A 17,564-nucleotide genomic window follows, 5' to 3' on the forward strand; every position below is an offset into this window, starting at 1 on the left:
ACGGTTGTTGCACACCCCTCTCGGGTGTTGCGTACAACAACCGTGCACTCGGCGTTGGTGTTGGTCGGTCTTGCCGTCTGCGGCGGGGCTGGCATGATCGGTGACCATGAGCATCGAAGTGAAGTACACCGCAGAGTCGACGGCCAGCGGCGGTGGCCGCAACGGTCACGTGAAGTCCAGCGACGACAAGATCGACTTCGACACCCGGCCCCCGAAGGAGATGGGCGGCAGCGGCGAAGGCGTCAACCCCGAGCTGCTCTTCTCGGCCGGCTACGCCGCGTGCTTCCTGGGCGCGCTGCGCCTGCAGGCCAAGAACAACGACATCGAGATCGACGAGGCGTCGGCGATCACCGCGCAGGTCGGGTTCGGCCCGGACTCCGAGGGCGGCTTCGGTCTCACCGCTCACCTGATCGGCTACCTGCCCGGCCTCGAGCAATCCGTCGCCGACGACCTGATGGAGAAGGCGCACGCGTTCTGCCCGTACTCCAAGGCCACCCGCGGCAACATCGACGTGAAGCTGTCGGCGAAGGTCTAGCACCGATGCGGTTCCTCGTGGGCGTCGCGGCGGCCGGTCTCGCATTGGCCGCGGCGGTGCCCGCGCAGGCCCGCCCCTCGGATCCGGGCGCGGTCAACTACGCCGTACTCGGCAAGGGCTCGGTGGGCAACATCGTCGGCGCCTCGCTGCGGTGGGAGTCGTTCTTCACCAACCCCGTGCAGGGTTTCTACGTCGACAACCCGGCGTGTAACAACTGGGCCGACATCGGTCTGCCCGAGGTCTACAACGACCCCGACCTGGCGTCGTTCAACGGCGCCGTCGCGCAGGAGTCGCCGACCGACGCGACGCATCTGGTCAAACAGGCGGTCGGGGTGTTCGCCACCACCGACGCCGCCGAACGCGCCTACCGCCGCGTGGTCGACCGCACCGCCGGCTGCGCGGGCCAGACCACCGCGATGCACCTCGACAACTTCACCACCCAGGTGTGGACCTTCACCGGCGGGCCGCCCGGCCCCGCCGACGCCGACTGGGTCAAGCAGGAGGCAGGCACCGACCGGCGCTGCTTCACCACCACCCGCAAGCGCGAGAACGTTCTTTTGCAAGCAAAAGTCTGCCAATCCGGCAACGGTGGTCCGGCCGTCAACGTCCTGGCCGGCGCCATGCAGAACACCCTGGGGCAATGATCGCCCGCGTCGGCACGCACATGTCACCGAGCCGTCACCCATAAATTGAGGTGAACTTGTCGGTCCGCTCTGGACAATGAGACGGATGCCGGGATCGCCCGATCCCGCGGCTGCCTACCAGCGGTCCAGTCCCAGTGGTCCGGACCCGGGAGGGATGGGTTGAGATGACCGTTCCGATCACGTGCGAGCCGGGGTGCGACACCGCGCCCGAAGAATTCGCCTCGGCGGCCGATGCCGCCGAGTACATCACCGCCCACTGCCTGGACGACGGTCCCGTCGGCCGGGTCGGTCTGGAGATCGAGGCGCACTCCTACGACCTGGCCGATCCGCACCGGCGCCCCGGCTGGGGTGAGGTGACCGACGCGATCGCGAGCGTTCCGGCGCTGCCGGGCGGCAGCAGGATCACCGTCGAACCCGGCGGTGCCGTCGAACTGTCCGGCCCACCCGGCGACGGCCCGGTCGACGCCGTCGCCGCGATGATCTCCGACCGGGCGGTGTTGCGGACGGCCTTCGCGCAGCGCGGGCTCGGGCTGGTGCTGCTCGGCGCCGACCCGCTGCGCCGCCCGCGGCGGGTCAACCCCGGGGCGCGGTACTCGGCCATGGAGGCGTTCTTCTCCGCCAGCGGCACCGGTGCGGCCGGTGCGTTCATGATGACCTCGACCGCGTCCGTCCAGGTCAACCTCGACGCCGGCCCGCGCAGCGGCTGGGCGGCCAGGGTCCGGTTGGCGCACGCGCTCGGCCCGACGATGATCGCCGTCACCGCCAACTCCCCGATGCTGGCCGGCCGGTTCTCGGGGTGGCGCAGCAGCAGGCAGTGGGTCTGGGGTGAACTCGACGAGGCGCGCTGCGGACCGATCCTCGGCGCCAGCGGCGACGACCCGGCCAGCGACTGGGCGCGGTACGCGCTGCGCGCACCGGTGATGCTGGTGCACAGTCCGGATCCGGTGGCCGTGACGAACTGGGTGCCGTTCGCCGACTGGGCCGACGGACGCGCGATCCTCGGCGGGCGGCGGCCCACACCTGCCGACTTCGAATACCACCTCACCACGCTGTTCCCGCCGGTCCGGCCCCGGCGCTGGCTCGAAATCCGTTATCTGGACGCGGTTTCCGACGCGCTGTGGCCAGCGGTCGCGTTCACGCTGACCACCTTGCTCGACGATCCGGTGGCCGCGGACATCGCCGCGGAGGCCACCGAACCGGTGGCCACCGCGTGGGACCGGGCCGCCCGCACCGGCCTCGGCGACCGCCGGTTGCAGTCCGCGGCGGTGCGCTGCGTCGAGACCGCCGCCGAGCGGGCGCCCGCGCCGATCATGGAATCGATGCAGCTGCTCGTGCGTTCGGTCGAAGAAGGCAGGTCCCCGGCGGACGACTTCTCCGACCGGGCCGTGGCGTACGGGATCGGCCCCGCCGTGCGCCAACTCGCGAAAGGTGAGTCTTGACCCCACGTGACACCCTGGCCGACGGTCTCACCCGGGCGCGGGAGCGCACCCTGCGCCTCGTCGACTTCGACGACGGGGAGTTGCGGCGTCAGTACGACCCGTTGATGAGCCCCCTGGTGTGGGACCTCGCGCACATCGGGCAGCAGGAGGAGTTCTGGCTGCTGCGCGACGGCAACGCCGACCGGCCGGGCATGCTGGCCCCCGCCGTCGAACGTCTCTACGACGCGTTCGTCAACTCGCGGGCCAGCCGGGTCGACCTGCCGCTGCTGCCACCGACGGACGCCCGCGCGTACTGCGAGACCGTGCGCAACAAGGTGCTCGACGCCCTCGACGCGCTACCCGCCGACGAGAGCGCGGACTTCCGGTTCGCGTTGGTGATCAGCCACGAACACCAGCACGACGAGACCATGCTGCAGGCGATCAACCTGCGGACCGGCGCTCCGCTGCTCGGGCCCGGCGCACCGCTGCCGCCGGGGCGGCCGGGCGTCGCGGGCACCTCGGTGCCGGTGCCGGGCGGGCCGTTCGTGCTGGGCGTCGACGCCGTCACCGAGCCGCACTCGCTGGACAACGAACGCCCCGCGCACGTCGTCGACGTGCCGGGCTTCCGGATCGGGCGGGTTCCCGTCACCAACGGCGAATGGCAGCAGTTCGTCGACGATGGCGGCTACGACCGGCGCCAGTGGTGGTCGGAGCCCGGCTGGGCGCACCGGCAGGCCGCCGGATTGACCGCTCCGCAGTTCTGGAACGGTGACGGCACCCGCACCCGGTTCGGGCACGTCGAGGAGATCCGGTCGGACGAGCCCGTCCAGCACGTCACGTTCTTCGAAGCCGAGGCGTACGCGGCATGGGCGGGAGCGCGTCTGCCCTCGGAGATCGAGTGGGATAAGGCCTGCGCCTGGGATCCGGCCGCCGGGCAGCGCCGCCGCTACCCGTGGGGATCGTCGGCGCCCACCGCTCACCTGGCCAACCTGGGCGGCGACGCGTTGCGGCCCGCACCCGTCGGCGCATACCCGGCCGGGGCGTCGGCGTACGGCGCCGAGCAGATGCTGGGCGACGTGTGGGAGTGGACCACTTCCCCGCTGCGGCCCTGGCCCGGCTTCACGCCGATGATCTACGACCGGTACTCCCAGCCCTTCTTCGAAGGCACCGGGTCCGGCGACTACCGGGTGCTACGCGGTGGATCGTGGGCGGTCGCGCCGGACATCCTGCGGCCCAGCTTCCGCAACTGGGACCACCCGATCCGCAGACAGATCTTCTCCGGCGTCCGGCTGGCGTGGTCGGAGGACCAGGGGAGTGCGGCCTGATGTGCCGCCACCTCGGCTGGCTCGGCGCGCCGCGCACGGTCGGCGAGCTGCTCCTCGACCCGCCGTACGGGCTACTCGTGCAGTCGTATTCGCCGCGCCGCCAGAAGCACGGGCTGATGAACGCCGACGGCTGGGGTGTCGGCTTCTTCGACGGGGCGATCGCCCGGCGGTGGCGCAGCGCGGCGCCGCTGTGGGGCGACGTGTCGTTCGCGTCGGTCGCTCCCGCGCTGCGCAGTGAGTGCGTCGTCGGGGCGGTCCGCTCGGCCAGCATCGGGATGCCGATCGAGCCGACCGCCTCCGCCCCGTTCACCGACGGGCGGTGGCTGCTGTCGCACAACGGGCTCGTCGACCGGACGGTGCTGCCGCTGTCCGCGCACGCCGAATCGACCGTCGACAGTGCGCTGCTCGCCGCGCTGATCTTCGACCGGGGCATGCCCCGGCTCGGCGACACCGTCACCGAGGTGGCAGCACGCGACCCCGACGCGCGGCTGAACATCCTGGCTGCCAACGGATCCGAGATGCTCGCCACCACCTGGGGCGACACGCTGTCGGTGCTGCGCACGGGCGACGGCGTGGTTCTGGCCAGCGAACCCTACGACGACGACCCGCGCTGGGAGGAGGTCCCGGACCGCCACCTCGTCCACACCGACGGGTCCGCGGTGCGGATGACCGCGCTGAAAGGATCGGTATGACGTTCACCCTCGCCACCTATCTGGCGGCGGACTCCGCGGCCGACGCGCTGCGCCGCGACGTACGCGACGGCCTGACCGCCTCGCCGAAGGCGTTGCCGCCCAAGTGGTTCTACGACGCCGTCGGCAGCGATCTGTTCGACCAGATCACCCGGCTGCCCGAGTACTACCCGACACGCACCGAGGCGCAGATCCTGCGCGACCACTCCGCCGAGATCGCCGTCGCCACCGCCGCCGACACCCTGGTCGAACTCGGCAGCGGCACCTCGGAGAAGACCCGGATGCTGCTGTCGGCGCTGCGGGACCACGGCTCGTTGCGTCGGTTCATCCCGTTCGACGTGGACGCGAGCGTCCTGCGCAGTGCCGGCGCGGCGCTGCAGGACGAATACCCCGACCTCGAGATCGAGGCCGTCTGCGGTGATTTCGAGGAACACCTCGGCAAGATCCCCCAGGGCGGCCGCCGGGTGATCGCATTCCTCGGGTCGACGATCGGCAACCTCACCGCGGAACCCCGCGCAGAATTCCTCACCACCCTGGCCGACACGATGGCGCCCGGCGACGCACTGCTGCTGGGCACCGACCTGGTCAAGGACACCGACCGGCTGGTCCGCGCCTACGACGACAGCCAGGGTGTGACGGCGCGGTTCAACCGCAACGTGCTGGCAGTCGTGAATCGGGAACTCGACGCCGACTTCGACGTCGCCGCGTTCGCGCACGTCGCCCGCTGGAACGCCGACGAACAGCGCATCGAGATGTGGTTGCGCGCAACGGGTTCCCAACGGGTGCGCATCGGTGCGCTCGACCTGAGCGTCGAATACGCCGACGGGGAGGAGATGCTCACCGAGGTGTCCTGCAAGTTCCGGCCCGACGACGTCGCCGCCGAACTCGCCGCCGCCGGACTGCGCCGCACCCACTGGTGGACCGATCCGGCGGGTGACTTCGGGCTGTCCCTGGCGGTCAAATGACCGACACCCTGGCGGAGCGCTGGCGGGCGGCGCGACCCAAACCCGCCGGCGTACACCTCGACAGCGGCGCCTGCTCCCGGCAGGGTTTCGCGGCCATCGACGCCGCGGCCCAGCACGCCCGTCACGAAGCCGAAGTCGGTGGCTACGTCGCGCTGGAGGCGGCCGCCCCGGTGCTCGACGCCGGTCGGGCCGCCGTCGCCGCCCTCACCGGACTGGCCGCCACCGACGTCGTCTACACCACCGGGGCGAACCACGCGCTGAATCTGCTGCTGAACAGTTGGGCCGGCGAACGTTCGGTGGCGTGCCTGCCCGGCGAGTACGGACCGAACCTCGCGCTCATGGCCCTCAACGGATTTCGGGTGTCACCGCTGCCCGTCGACGAGCACGGACGGTTGCGGGTCGACGCGGCGGCCGACGCGCTGCGGCGTGACCGCCCAGGCCTGGTGCACCTGACCCCGCTGGGCAGCCACCGCGGTCTCGCCCAGCCGCTGGGTCCGCTGGCCGAGATCTGCCGCGACCTCGGGTTGCCACTCGTCGTCGACGCCGCGCAGGCGCTCGGCCATCTCGACTGTGCGGTGGCGCCCGCGGCGATCTACTCCTCGTCGCGCAAATGGCTGGCCGGCCCGCGCGGCGTCGGGGTGCTGGCCGTCCGCCCCGATCTGATCGAGGCGTTGCGACCGCGGTTCCCACCGTCCGAACCCGCCGCGCCGTTGACCGTCCTGCAGCAACTGGCGCACGGCGAGTCGAATGCCGCTGCCCACGTGGGGTTCTCGGTTGCGATCGGCGAGCACCTCGCCGCCGGGCAGGCGGCCGTTCGGGCCCGGCTCGCCGAGGTGGGCCGCCAGACGCGGACGGCGATGGCCGACGTCGCCGGGTGGCGCGTCGTGGAGCCGGTCGACGAACCGACCGCGATCACCACGCTGGAGCCGACCGGTGGCGCCGACCCGCACCGGGTGCGGGCCTGGCTGATCGCCGAGCGGGGCATCGTCACCACCGCATGCGATGCGCGGCGCGCCCCGACGGAGCTGACGGTTCCGGTGCTGCGGCTCTCCCCGCATGTCGACGTCACACCCGGTGACCTCGAACTGGCGGCGGCCGCGCTGGCCGACGCCGCGGCGGGGTGACCCTATTCGGGTTTGTGGGCGGTCAGCAGGAACGCCGGGAACTTGACGCGGTCCTTCTCGTCGCGGTCGTACGGGACGTCCGCCGAGAGCCCCGGCATCTGCAAGGCGTTGGCGTGGATGAAGGCCGGCCGGATCTCGTCGACGGTCCAGTGCCGCGACACCGCGTCGCGCAGTTCGGCTTCCTCGACCTCGTGCGGCTTCGTCTCCAGATCGGCGGGGAAGGCGCCCTTGGCGAACGCGAGGATGAACAGCTGCGCGCCGGGCGCGGCGGCCCGGTGGACCGAGCGCAGGTAGCCGTCGCGTCCCTCGATGGGCAGCGAGTGGAACAGCGTGCTGTCGAGCACCGTGCTGAAGCGTCCGTCGTAGCCGGTGAACGCCGTGATGTCGGCCTGGGCGAAACTCGCGGTGGCCAGACCCCGCAACTGGGCGGCCTGATTGGCCGCCGCGATCGCGGTCGGGCTGATGTCGAGACCGACGACGGTGTAGCCGTCCTGCGCCAGCGCCAGCGACAACTCGGCGTGACCGCACCCGGCGTCGAGTACATCGCTGCGGAACCGGCCCTGCCGGTGCAGCGCCGCCAGCTCCGGCTGCGGTTCCCCGATGTTCCACGGGGGCGGGCCGCTGAACACGCCGTCGCCCCGGTACACACCGTCCCAATCCATCGCGTCTGACGTCATGGCGCCAACCTACGCGGGCCCGTCCCAGGTGTGCACGGGCTCGTTGCTGTGCATGCGCTGGCAGTACAGCCGCAGCATCTCGGCCAGCGCGGCGGGGCGCGCCAGCCCGCGTTCCTGCAGCGCGTGCACCGTCTCGATCTGCCAGGTGGCGCCGTTGCGGCCGGTCTTCGCGCGGCCCTCGATGACCCCGAGGTAGCGGTCGCGCACCTCGGTGGCCACCCCCCACCGGCGCAGCCCTTCGTCGGCCATCGGCAGTAGCTGCCGCAGCACCAGCTCGTCGGGTGTGACCTCACCCAGGCCCGGCCAGTACAGCCGCGCGTCCATCCCGTTCTGCGCGGCGTCGCGGAAGTTGTGTTCGGCCGCGGCGAAGCTCAACTTCGTCCACAGCGGCCGGTCCTCCTCGGACATCGTTCGCAGCACGCCGTAGTAGAACGCGGAGTTGGCGAGCATGTCGATCACCGTCGGGCCGGCCGGCAGCACCCGGTTCTCCACCCGCAGATGGGGTTTGCCGTTCACCACGTCGTAGACGGGGCGGTTCCACCGGTAGATGGTGCCGTTGTGCAGCCGCAGCTCCGAGAGTTTCGGGGTGCGTCCGGCGGCCAGTTCGGCGACGGGATCCTCGTCGGAGACCTCGGGCAGCAGCGACGGGAAGTAGCGGACGTTCTCCTCGAACAGATCGAAGATCGAGGTGATCCAGCGTTCGCCGAACCACACCCGCGGCCGGACGCCCTGGGTCTTCAACTCGTCGGGCCGAGTGTCGGTGGCCTGGGTGAACAGCTCGATGCGCGTCTCGGCCCACAACTGGTGGCCGAAGAAGAACGGGGAGTTCGCGCCCAGCGCCAACTGCGGTCCCGCGATCACCTGGGCGGCGTTCCAGTTCCGCGCGAAATCGGCAGGGGAGACCTGCAGGTGCAGCTGCATGCTCGTACACGCCGACTCCGGGGCGATGGTCGCGGCCTGGATGCTCAGCCGCTCCGGACCGCCGATGTCGATGAGGATGTCCTCGCCGCGCGCGGTGAAGATCGAGTCGTTGAGCGCCTGGTAGCGCGTCGACTCGCTCATCCACCCGTTCGACAGGTGCTCGGGCATCAGCGTCGGCAGGATGCCGATCATCACGATGTGCGCGCCGTCGGCGCCGGCCTTGCCCTCCGCGGCGTTGAGGCTCGCGCGCACCTCGGATTCCAATTCGAGGGCCGCGCGACCGGGCAACGGCCGCGGCGGCACGTTGAATTCGATGTTGTAGGCGCCCAATTCGGTCTGGTACGCCGGATCGGCGATCGAGGCGAGCACCTCGGAATTGCTCATCGCGGGCTGGTAGTCGGCGTCGACGAGGTTGCACTCGATCTCCATACCGGTCAGCGGCCGCTCGAATTCGAAGCTCGACTGCGCCAGCATCGTCTCGAACACGTCGAGGCACAGCTGCACCTTGCGGCGGTACTCGCGGCGGTGTTCCCGGCTGAAGTCCGTCTGCTTCACTTCTTCGCCCACACCGCCGATGCTAGTGACGCCCACACCGGTATTCGCTTGATCGCTGCGTGCATATCCGCGGCGAACGTGGGTAGCACCGCCTCATGGACATCACCGTGACCTTCATCGGTAACGCCACGACGCTGCTCACCATCGATGGAATCACGTTGTTGACGGATCCGAACTTCCTGCACCGCGGCCAGCACGCGTATCTCGGCTACGGGCTGCTGTCGAAGCGGCTGCACGATCCCGCGCTCGACATCGACCGGCTGCCGGCCCTCGATGCGGTGCTGTTGTCGCACATGCACGGCGACCACTGGGATCGGGTGGCGCAGAACGGGCTGGACCGTTCGTTGCCGGTGGTGACCACGCCGCATGCGGCCAAACGGCTGCGCAAGCGCGGGTTCGGCCACTCCGTCGCGCTCGAGACGTGGCAGCAGCACACGATCACCAAGGGCGGCGCCACGGTCACCATCACCGCGCTACCCGGACGGCACGCGCCGACGCCGATCAACCGCGTGCTCCCCCCGGTGATGGGGTCGATGGTGGAGGTGTCGGGGCCCGACGGTTCGACGCGGCGGCTCTACATCTCCGGCGACACGCTGCTCATCGAGGAGTTGAGCGAGATCCCCCGCCGGTTTCCCGACATCGACGCCGGCGTCCTGCATCTCGGCGGCACCCGGCTGCCGTTCGGCAGGCACCTGCCGGTCGGGTTGACCGTGACCATGGACGGCCGCCAGGGCGCGGGCGCGGCCGAACTGCTCGACCTGCCGAAGGTGATTCCCGTGCACTTCAACGACTACGGGGTGTTCGCCTCGCCGCTGTCGGATTTCCTCGAGGAGATGAAGCGGCGCGGCCTCGCCGAGCGGGTCATCGAACTGGACCGCGGGGCGTCGGTCACGGTCTAGCTCTGCGAGCGGGCGCTCAGAGTTCGGCGAGCGCCCGCGGACGGAGCAGCAGCGTGGCGATCACACTGATCAACGCCGTCGCGACCAGGTAGCCGCACGCCAGCCACGGCGTGTTGCCCCCGGCGGCGATCAGCGCGGTGAGGATCAGCGGGGTCAGACCGGACGCGTAGACACCGGAGAGCTGATAGACGGTGGACAGGCCGGTGTACCGGATGCGGGTCGGGAACAGCGACGCGTACAGCGTGCCCTGGGCGCCGTAGAACCAGGCGTGGATGACGCCGAACACCACGATCATGCCGACCGTGTAGGCCACCATGCTGCCGGTGTCGAACAGAGCGAACACGGGGAACACCGCGGCGGCGTAGGCGGCGATGCCGGTGCCGTAGACCACCTTGGCGCCGAACCGGTCGACGAGCATCCCGGACACCGGCAGCAGGACAGCCATCAGCAGCGCCGACACTGTCACCACGATCAGCACCGGCACCTTCTCGAAATGCAGGGTGGCCGTCGCATAGGAGATCGCGAACACGCCCCAGGTGTTGAACGCGGCGCCCTCACCCCAGCGCGACAGCATGCCGAGCACCGTCGTCTTGAGCACCGGCGGCCGGAAGATCTCCTTGACCGGAACCGCGGACCGCTGATCGTCGGCGCGGACCTTCTCGAACGCCGGCGTCTCGGCGGCCTTGAGGCGCACCACCACCCCGAAGATGACCAGCACGACGCTGACGAGGAACGCGATCCGCCAGCCGTAGGACAGGAACGCCTCGTCGGGCAGCGCCACCTGCAGCAGCGCGAACACCCCGGTGCCGAGCGCCAGGCCCAGGGCGAGACCGATCTGCGGGACGCTGCCGGAGAAGCCGCGGCGTCTGGCCGGGCTGTGCTCGACGGCCAGCAGCACCGCCCCGGCCCATTCGCCGCCCAGTGCGAAGCCCTGCGCCATGCGCAGCAGCAACAGCAGAATCGGGGCCAGCACACCGATCTGGGCGGCCGTCGGCAACACACCCATCAGCGCGGTCGCGCCGCCCATCAGTAACATCGTCAGCGCCAGCGTGCGTTTGCGGCCGATGCGGTCCCCGATGTGGCCGAACACGAACCCGCCGATCGGCCGCACCACGAAGCCGACGGCGAACGTCGCGAACGACAGCATGGTCCCGACGAACGAGCTCTGGTCGGGGAAGAACGCGTGGTTGAACACCAGGCTCGCCGCGGTGGCGTAGAGGAAGAAGTCGTACCACTCGATCGTGGTGCCGACCAGGCTCGACAGCAGTGCGGTGCGCACCCGGCGTTCGTCGGGCTCGGCGGCGTCGGCTCCGGGGGCGATCGGCGGCTCGGCGATGGTCACGTTGCGCCATTAGCCCCGATGCGACGCGCACCGACAAGGTTTGTGCGCGCCGTGATCCGAAGTCAGGGTCAGGCGGCGGTGCGGCGCGCCAGCACGATCTGCTCGCTGAGCACGCCGCCGCGCAGCTCGACCTCGATCGTGGGATCGGCGTGCGCAGCCAGCGCCCGCAGCGCCGACGGGCTGTAGGTGCGCAGCGAGCTGATCACCCCGTCGTGCACGAACGGGACGAACGGCGCGAACGGCAGCATCGTCAACAGCCGCATGACGTGAAGCGGCGCGGGCGGCCGGGGCAGGTCGACGATCAGCAGGGTGCCGGCGACCCGGGTGCCCTCGGAGATCGCGCGGGCGGCCTGTGACGGCGACAGGTGGTGGAACGACAGCGCGAACACCGCGAGGTCGAACGCGCCGTCGGGGGCGTCGATCGCGGTGGCGTCCATGATCTGCACCCGGGCCCGCCGATGGTGGCCGAGTTCGCCCTCGGCCATCGCCGCCACCGACGTCTCGTCGATATCGGTCACCGTCACCTCGGCGGTGGGGTGTGCGTCGAGCAGCCGGCGCGACAGCCCGCCGTGCCCGGCACCGAGTTCGAGCACCTTCGGGTCGGGCACGTCCGCGATCTCCGCCAGCGCGATCTCGGCGAACTTGTCGTGATGGCCGAAGAACTCACCGGTGCGCTCGAGGGCGCGCACGACGCTGCGCTTGCGGGCTTCCATTGCCGCGTCTCCCTCGGAGTCGCGGTCGAGGTACTCGAGCCGGTCGGTCTCCAGGAGCCGGTCCAGGCACGACGCGCGCGGGCCACCGCGGGGCATCCGGTCGATGTCGGCGATCTGCGTACCCATGTGGTCCATGATGGACGACTGACCCCGAAACGATGGACACGAAGGAGAAGTGTGGCCGAGTCTCGCCAGTTTGTGGCCGCCATCGACCAGGGCACCACCAGCACGAGGTGCATGATCTTCGACCACGACGGCGCCGAGGTCGGCCGCCATCAGCTCGAACACGAGCAGATCCTGCCGAAGGCCGGCTGGGTGGAGCACAACCCGGTCGAGATCTGGGAGCGCACCGCATCGGTGATGATGTCGGCGCTCAACCGGACCAACCTGTCGGCGACCGATCTGTGCGCGGTCGGCATCACCAACCAGCGGGAGACCGCCCTGGTGTGGAACCGGCGCACCGGGCGGCCGTACTACAACGCGATCGTCTGGCAGGACACCCGCACCGACCGCATCGCCACCGCGCTCGACCGCGACGGCCGCGGTGAGGTGATCCGCCGCAAGGCCGGGCTGCCGCCGGCGACGTACTTCTCCGCGGGCAAGGTGCAGTGGATCCTCGACAACGTCGACGGCGTGCGCGAGGCCGCCGAGAAGGGCGACGCGCTCTTCGGCACCGCCGACAGCTGGGTGGTGTGGAATCTGACCGGCGGGCCGCGCGGCGGTGTGCACGTGACCGACGTGACCAACGCCAGCCGCACCATGCTGATGGACCTGGAGACGCTCGACTGGGACGACGAGCTGTTGTCGTTCTTCGGCATTCCGCGTCAGATGCTGCCGGAGATCAAGCCGTCGTCGTGCCCGGACTGCCACGGCGTCACCCGCGAGGACGGACCGCTCGGCGGTGAGGTGCCGATCACCGGCATCCTCGGCGACCAGCAGGCCGCGATGGTCGGACAGGTGTGCCTTTCGGCGGGGGAGGCCAAGAACACCTACGGCACAGGCAATTTCCTGCTGCTCAACACGGGCGAGAAGATCGTCCGCTCGGACAACGGGCTGCTCACCACGGTCTGCTACCAGTTCGCGCCCAGAGATGGTGGTCCAGCGAAACCCGTTTACGCGCTGGAGGGTTCGATCGCCGTGACCGGGTCGGCGGTCCAGTGGCTGCGCGATCAGCTCGGCATCATCAGCGGCGCGTCGCAGAGTGAGGCGCTGGCCCGGCAGGTCGACGACAACGGCGGGGTGTACTTCGTGCCCGCGTTCTCGGGATTGTTTGCGCCCTATTGGCGTTCGGATGCCCGCGGCGCGATCGTAGGGCTGTCGCGGTACAACACCAACGCCCACGTGGCCCGCGCGACGCTGGAGGCGATCTGCTACCAGAGCCGCGATGTCGTCGACGCGATGGAAGCCGACTCCGGTGTGCACCTGGAAGTGCTCAAGGTCGACGGCGGCATCACCGCCAACAATCTGTGCATGCAGATCCAGGCCGACGTGCTCGGCGTCGACGTGGTCCGGCCGGTGGTGGCCGAAACCACCGCGCTGGGGGCGGGTTACGCGGCCGGGCTGGCGGTCGGGTTCTGGGACGGCGCCGACGATCTGCGCCGCAACTGGCAGGAGGACAAGCGCTGGACGCCGGCGTGGACCGACGAACAGCGCGCCGAGGGATACGCCGGCTGGCAGAAAGCTGTCCAGCGCACCCTCGACTGGGTCGACGTCGAGTGATTTCGGTGTAGTTGGTCGCGCCCAGCGCGACCAACTACACCGAAATCGCGGCTATTCCTCGCCGAGCACCGTGTAGATCTCGCGGCGGGCGTTGTTGACGATCTCGAGGATGCGGGCCTGCTGTTCGTCGCTGGCGGCGTACGCCGACTGTGCGACGGCGCCCATCAGCTGGCCGACCGCAGTGCGCAGGTTCGCGTGACCTGGGCCGGCGTCGTCGGTGATCTGTTCCCACGGCGGGGTCTCGACCTTCTCGGCGGCCGCGCGGCCGTCGTCGGTGACTTCGAACAGCTTCTTGCTGCCCTCGGTCTCGGTGCCGACGATGAGACCTTCGTCGACCAGCAGTTGCAGTGTCGGGTAGACCGAACCGGGGCTGGGTTTCCACAGCCCGTTACTGCGTTCGGCGATCTCCTGGATCATCTCGTAGCCGTGCATCGGCCGTTCGGCCAGCAGGGTGAGGATCGCGGCACGCACGTCGCCGCGCCGTCCGCGTCCGCGGCCCCCGCCGCGCCTACCGCGCGGACCCGGCCCGAAACCGAGTCCGCCGCGCGGGTCGAATCCGAACTCGAAGCCGGGGCCGGGGCCGCGGCCGAAACCGGGACCGAAGCCCGGTCCGAACGCGGCACCGTGGTCGTTGACGCAGTCGGGACGACGCTGTTCGCGTCGCTGGTCGCGGAATTCGCGGCGGGCGTGACGACGCTGCTCGTGCAGTGCTCGCCGGTCCATCGGGCCGAAGCCGAAGCCGAATCCGCCGGGTGGGGTGAATGGGTTGCTCATGTTCGTGAGTCCTTCGTGGTCGAGGAAGCACGAAACGTGCTTCCGATACGTTGACGATATATCGGAAACTATCGCGATGCAACGTTGGCTTCAACGACGTTCGGCGATGGCGACCGCCAGGCCCGCAGCCCACTCCTTCTCCATCGCCGCGAGACGCAGCCCGTATTCGAGGGCCGCTCGGCCGTAGAACGCGGCATCGTCGTCGTCCCAGTGCAGCGAATCGCGAAGCTCTTCGAGGCGGCGCAGTTCCGATGCCGCGTGGTCGGCGAACCCGGCGGCGTAGCTGCGCGCCGCGGCAGGGCTGAGCTCGCCGAGCAGGAACACCCTGAGCAGATCCGGCCGGCGCAGCGGTGGGTCGTCGGCCGGATCGGTGATCCAGCGCCGGAGTTCGGCCCGGCCCGCCGCCGTGACCCGGTATTCCTTGCGGCCGCGCGGACCGACTGCCGTGACCTCGATGAGGCCGCTGTCGGCCAGTCGGTTGAGCTCGCCGTACAGCTGGCTCTGTGTCGCAGGCCAGACGTTGGCCATCGACTTCTCGAAGCGTTTGAGCAGGTCGTACCCGCTGCCGGGATGCTGTGCGAGGAGGCCGAGGGCGGCGAATCGAAGGCTCACCAACGAAGCGTACGGCCCGACATTCCGGGTGTGGAATGTCGGGCCGTACGTCGTCTGACTCAGTTGGCGACCAACGTGGCGCCCTCGGCGACGCGGAGCGCGGTCATACGCCACGGGCCGCGGGTGGCCAGCACGTAGTACATGGCGAACGCCACGCCGCAGCCGATGAACCAGCTGTACTGGGCGGCGCCGGCCATGCCGAACACCACGCCGCCGAGCAGCACGGGGGCCATGGCCAGGACCGCGCCCACCAGTGTCGCGGCCACCGCGGCCGGGTTGTAGCCCTTCTTGTACCAGTAGTTCGCCGTCTTCGACATCGTGAACAGGTCGTCGACGACGATCTTCTGCCTGCGCACCAGATAGAAGTCGGCGATCAGCACCCCGAACAGCGGGCCGATGAACGCGCCGAGGGTCTCCAGCGTGTAATGGATGACCTCCGGGTTGCTGTAGAGGTTCCACGGTGTGAGCAGCACCGAGCCCACGGCGGCGATCATGCCGCCCATGCGCCAGCTGATGCGCTGCGGGCTCACGTTGGAGAAGTCGAACGCGGGGCTGATGAAGTTGGCGACGATGTTGATGCCGATCGTGGCGATGGAGAACGTCAGGGCGCCGAGCACGATCGCGGTGACGCTGTCGATGCGGGCCACGGTCTCGACCGGATCGGTGAGGAGCTCGCCGAACACCGGCACCGTCGCGGCCGCGGTGACGACCACCAGAATCGAGAACATCAAGAAGTTGACCGGCAGGCCCAGGAAGTTGCCCTTCTTGACCGCCTCGAAGCTCTTGCCGTAGCGCGCGAAGTCGCCGAAGTTCAGCATGGGCCCGGAGAAGTACGACACCACAAGGGCGATCGCGCCGAGCATGACGACCACTGTGTTGCCCTGCTTCTCGCCACCGAGCGACAGGCTGACGTGCCAACCCGACTTCCACAGCAGGTAGCCGCAGAGGATGAACATCACGACGTAGACGGCGGGCCCGCAGAAGTCGATGAACTTGCGGATCGACTCCATCCCGCGCCAGAACACGCACGCCTGCAGCACCCACAGCACCATGAAGCTGCACCACCCGAGCAGCGACAGTCCGGTGAACCCGTACTGGTCGACGTCGGCGTAGGGCGCCAGGCCGGGAAACAGCTTCAGCAGCACGACATCCAGGGCCGCCGATGCCAGATAGGTCTGGATGCCGTACCACGCCACCGCGATCAGGCCGCGGATGATGGCCGGGATGTTGGCGCCGAGGACACCGAAGGAACTGCGGCACACCACGGGGTAGGGCACGCCGGCCTGCTGGCTGGGTTTGGCGACGAGGTTGCACAGCACGTTGACGATGACAATGCCGACGAGCAGAGCGATCAGGACCTGCCAGCTCGCCAGGCCGAGGGCGAACAGGCTGCCCGCGGTGACGTAGCCGCCCACGCTGTGCACGTCGGACATCCAGAACGCGAAGATGTTGTACGAGGACCACGTCTGCTTGCCCAGCGGCGCGAGGTCTTCATTGGTCAGCCGCGGATCGTAGGTGTCTTTGATCACCCCGCTACCGACCGGATGCCCTGCGGCTTCGACGACGTCGCCCGCGCCGACCACGGCGCTCGGCGGAAGGTCACGGGTGTCTGTCATGGTGGAGTTCCTGTTCGTCGGGCGAGGCGATGAACGGAACGTAGCTGCGGTGTGTTTCACCGTCGTTGCGCCGCAAATATATTTGGGCGCCATCGGCAACATGATCGACTCATTCGCCGCTCAGCCGTGCGCGATCAACCCGCTGTCAGGAGGGAGCGCGGCCACCACGGTGTTCAGCCGCTGGTGGTGGCGCCTGCTCGTGGCGAGCAGTGCGTCGACGTCGCGGTCGAGGAAGGCTTCGAGCATCCGGCCGTGGTCGGCGTGTAGCGCTGCCCGTTCGGACGGCTCGACATGCACCATCAACTGCACGGGTTCGGTGATGTTCCAAGCGGATTCGAGCATGTGCACCAGCCGCAGCGTGCCGGACGGCCGGGCCATGCCGATGTGGAAGTGCCGGCTCTGGCGGTGGTAGGAATGCCGGTCGTCCTCCTGGACCGCCCGCTCCAGGAGGCGGTGCGCTGCGGCCACCGCCCTGCGATCGGCCTCCGATGCGTTGGCCACCGCGGCCGCCAGAGCCGCCGATTCGAGCGTCTCGCGGACGATGTACATCTCGGCGAGTTCCGTGGCCGTCAGCAGCGCGACGCTGTAGCCGACGTTCGGCTGGTGCGCGACGAGGCCCTCGGCGACGAGCGTCTTGAGGCTCTCGCGGACCGGGATGGCGCTGACGCCGAGCGCCTCGGCGACCTCGTTGACCGGGATGGACGACCCTGGCGGAGCGCCGCCTTCGAGGATGACGCGGCGCAACTCGTCGACCACGGGAGGCCGCGAGTGCGGCGATCGGTTGGCCGACAGCGTGGTCAACAGAGCGGAGTGTCGACGGGCCGGCATCCGGAAGATCTTCCTCCGTTGCGCGCCGGTGCGCTGCCCGACGTGTCGAAGCGCCGACGGGCCTTCAGCTGCCGACCGGCGCGGGTTGCTCGTCGCGGTCGTGCCAGCTGGCCAGCAGGCGCAGCGCCGTCTCGGAGGGCGAACCCGGTTCGGTGGTGTAGACGAAGAGGATCTGGTCGGGGTCCCCGACTCCACACATTCCACTATT

General features: G+C 69.7%; 18 protein-coding genes. 9 read left to right on the top strand and 9 right to left on the bottom strand.

All coding sequences use genetic code 11. The annotated features are described in order from the left end of the window. Window positions 1-106 precede the first annotated feature (106 nt). From G6N30_RS23475 to egtE, 7 genes are all read left to right on the top strand, one after another. Complete coding sequence (locus G6N30_RS23475; RefSeq protein WP_134056978.1) at window positions 107-535, top strand: organic hydroperoxide resistance protein; 429 nt, start codon at window positions 107-109, stop codon at window positions 533-535. Window positions 536-540: 5 nt separating this feature from the next. Further along, on the top strand, window positions 541-1,179 hold the full coding sequence (locus G6N30_RS23480) for a sensor domain-containing protein (protein ID WP_134056976.1): 639 nt from the start codon (window positions 541-543) through the stop codon (window positions 1,177-1,179). Between the two features lie 164 nt (window positions 1,180-1,343). Further along, complete coding sequence (egtA, locus tag G6N30_RS23485; protein ID WP_134056974.1) at window positions 1,344-2,618, top strand: ergothioneine biosynthesis glutamate--cysteine ligase EgtA; 1,275 nt, start codon at window positions 1,344-1,346, stop codon at window positions 2,616-2,618. Continuing rightward, window positions 2,615-3,922: an ergothioneine biosynthesis protein EgtB gene (gene egtB, locus G6N30_RS23490; RefSeq protein WP_134056972.1), complete on the top strand. Its 1,308-nt coding sequence runs from the start codon at window positions 2,615-2,617 to the stop codon at window positions 3,920-3,922. The genes egtA and egtB overlap by 4 nt, the downstream gene beginning before the upstream one ends. Further along, window positions 3,922-4,614, top strand: a complete 693-nt coding sequence (egtC, locus tag G6N30_RS23495) for an ergothioneine biosynthesis protein EgtC (RefSeq protein WP_134056970.1) — start codon at window positions 3,922-3,924, stop codon at window positions 4,612-4,614. The genes egtB and egtC overlap by 1 nt, the downstream gene beginning before the upstream one ends. After that, window positions 4,611-5,576, top strand: coding sequence for an L-histidine N(alpha)-methyltransferase (gene egtD / locus G6N30_RS23500; RefSeq protein WP_134056968.1), 966 nt, complete (start codon window positions 4,611-4,613; stop codon window positions 5,574-5,576). The genes egtC and egtD overlap by 4 nt, the downstream gene beginning before the upstream one ends. Next, window positions 5,573-6,700 carry an ergothioneine biosynthesis PLP-dependent enzyme EgtE gene (gene egtE, locus G6N30_RS23505; protein ID WP_134056966.1) on the top strand — a complete coding sequence of 376 codons (1,128 nt, stop codon included), beginning with the start codon at window positions 5,573-5,575 and terminating at the stop codon, window positions 6,698-6,700. The genes egtD and egtE overlap by 4 nt, the downstream gene beginning before the upstream one ends. Before the next feature lie 2 nt (window positions 6,701-6,702). Here the strand turns inward: egtE and G6N30_RS23510 are convergent, their stop codons facing one another. Together G6N30_RS23510 and G6N30_RS23515 are read right to left on the bottom strand one after the other, a co-directional pair. Then, entirely contained in the window at window positions 6,703-7,377 is a 675-nt protein-coding gene (locus G6N30_RS23510; RefSeq protein ID WP_134056964.1) for a class I SAM-dependent methyltransferase, read from the bottom strand. A gap of 9 nt (window positions 7,378-7,386) precedes the next feature. Beyond that, the gene (locus G6N30_RS23515; RefSeq protein WP_134056963.1) at window positions 7,387-8,865 is read right to left on the bottom strand and encodes a glutamate-cysteine ligase family protein; all 1,479 of its coding nucleotides are present in this window, start codon (window positions 8,863-8,865) and stop codon (window positions 7,387-7,389) included. Window positions 8,866-8,948: 83 nt separating this feature from the next. Between G6N30_RS23515 and G6N30_RS23520 the strand changes: the two genes are divergently transcribed. Beyond that, window positions 8,949-9,752, top strand: coding sequence for an MBL fold metallo-hydrolase (locus G6N30_RS23520; RefSeq protein WP_163687763.1), 804 nt, complete (start codon window positions 8,949-8,951; stop codon window positions 9,750-9,752). Window positions 9,753-9,768: 16 nt separating this feature from the next. Here the strand turns inward: G6N30_RS23520 and G6N30_RS23525 are convergent, their stop codons facing one another. Then, window positions 9,769-11,094, bottom strand: coding sequence for an MFS transporter (locus G6N30_RS23525; protein WP_134056961.1), 1,326 nt, complete (start codon window positions 11,092-11,094; stop codon window positions 9,769-9,771). 68 nt (window positions 11,095-11,162) lie between these two features. Further along, window positions 11,163-11,942 carry a class I SAM-dependent methyltransferase gene (locus G6N30_RS23530; RefSeq protein WP_134056959.1) on the bottom strand — a complete coding sequence of 260 codons (780 nt, stop codon included), beginning with the start codon at window positions 11,940-11,942 and terminating at the stop codon, window positions 11,163-11,165. 102 nt (window positions 11,943-12,044) lie between these two features. Here G6N30_RS23530 and glpK point away from each other — a divergent pair, with 102 nt between their 5' ends. Beyond that, entirely contained in the window at window positions 12,045-13,526 is a 1,482-nt protein-coding gene (gene glpK, locus G6N30_RS23535; protein ID WP_234880256.1) for a glycerol kinase GlpK, read from the top strand. Between the two features lie 51 nt (window positions 13,527-13,577). Here glpK and G6N30_RS23540 read toward each other — a convergent pair whose 3' ends face one another. From G6N30_RS23540 to G6N30_RS27380, 5 genes are all read right to left on the bottom strand, one after another. Further along, window positions 13,578-14,300, bottom strand: coding sequence for a PadR family transcriptional regulator (locus G6N30_RS23540; protein WP_134056955.1), 723 nt, complete (start codon window positions 14,298-14,300; stop codon window positions 13,578-13,580). A 90-nt stretch (window positions 14,301-14,390) separates the two neighbouring features. Continuing rightward, window positions 14,391-14,915: a PadR family transcriptional regulator gene (locus G6N30_RS23545; protein ID WP_134056953.1), complete on the bottom strand. Its 525-nt coding sequence runs from the start codon at window positions 14,913-14,915 to the stop codon at window positions 14,391-14,393. Between the two features lie 56 nt (window positions 14,916-14,971). Then, a complete protein-coding gene (locus G6N30_RS23550) occupies window positions 14,972-16,528 on the bottom strand; it encodes an NCS1 family nucleobase:cation symporter-1 (RefSeq protein WP_134056951.1) in 1,557 nt (518 codons plus the stop codon). A 120-nt stretch (window positions 16,529-16,648) separates the two neighbouring features. Further along, on the bottom strand, window positions 16,649-17,356 hold the full coding sequence (locus tag G6N30_RS23555) for a GntR family transcriptional regulator (protein ID WP_134056949.1): 708 nt from the start codon (window positions 17,354-17,356) through the stop codon (window positions 16,649-16,651). A 64-nt stretch (window positions 17,357-17,420) separates the two neighbouring features. Further along, a complete protein-coding gene (locus G6N30_RS27380) occupies window positions 17,421-17,555 on the bottom strand; it encodes a hypothetical protein (protein ID WP_264007068.1) in 135 nt (44 codons plus the stop codon). Between the last annotated feature and the right edge of the window lie 9 nt (window positions 17,556-17,564).

Origin of the sequence: Mycolicibacterium litorale (assembly GCF_010731695.1) — a bacterium.
Lineage (GTDB): Bacteria > Actinomycetota > Actinomycetes > Mycobacteriales > Mycobacteriaceae > Mycobacterium > Mycobacterium litorale.

Bases quoted from the DNA above. Each gene is read 5' to 3' on its own strand.
- G6N30_RS23475 (WP_134056978.1), top strand. From the start codon at position 107: ATGAGCATCGAAGTGAAGTACACCGCAGAGTCGACGGCCAGCGGCGGT.
- G6N30_RS23480 (WP_134056976.1), top strand. From the start codon at position 541: ATGCGGTTCCTCGTGGGCGTCGCGGCGGCCGGTCTCGCATTGGCCGCG.
- egtA (WP_134056974.1), top strand. From the start codon at position 1,344: ATGACCGTTCCGATCACGTGCGAGCCGGGGTGCGACACCGCGCCCGAA.
- egtC (WP_134056970.1), top strand. From the start codon at position 3,922: ATGTGCCGCCACCTCGGCTGGCTCGGCGCGCCGCGCACGGTCGGCGAG.
- egtD (WP_134056968.1), top strand. From the start codon at position 4,611: ATGACGTTCACCCTCGCCACCTATCTGGCGGCGGACTCCGCGGCCGAC.
- egtE (WP_134056966.1), top strand. From the start codon at position 5,573: ATGACCGACACCCTGGCGGAGCGCTGGCGGGCGGCGCGACCCAAACCC.
- G6N30_RS23510 (WP_134056964.1), bottom strand. From the start codon at position 7,377: ATGACGTCAGACGCGATGGATTGGGACGGTGTGTACCGGGGCGACGGC.
- G6N30_RS23520 (WP_163687763.1), top strand. From the start codon at position 8,949: ATGGACATCACCGTGACCTTCATCGGTAACGCCACGACGCTGCTCACC.
- G6N30_RS23530 (WP_134056959.1), bottom strand. From the start codon at position 11,942: ATGGACCACATGGGTACGCAGATCGCCGACATCGACCGGATGCCCCGC.
- glpK (WP_234880256.1), top strand. From the start codon at position 12,045: ATGATCTTCGACCACGACGGCGCCGAGGTCGGCCGCCATCAGCTCGAA.
- G6N30_RS23540 (WP_134056955.1), bottom strand. From the start codon at position 14,300: ATGAGCAACCCATTCACCCCACCCGGCGGATTCGGCTTCGGCTTCGGC.
- G6N30_RS23550 (WP_134056951.1), bottom strand. From the start codon at position 16,528: ATGACAGACACCCGTGACCTTCCGCCGAGCGCCGTGGTCGGCGCGGGC.
- G6N30_RS23555 (WP_134056949.1), bottom strand. From the start codon at position 17,356: ATGCCGGCCCGTCGACACTCCGCTCTGTTGACCACGCTGTCGGCCAAC.
- G6N30_RS27380 (WP_264007068.1), bottom strand. From the start codon at position 17,555: ATGTGTGGAGTCGGGGACCCCGACCAGATCCTCTTCGTCTACACCACC.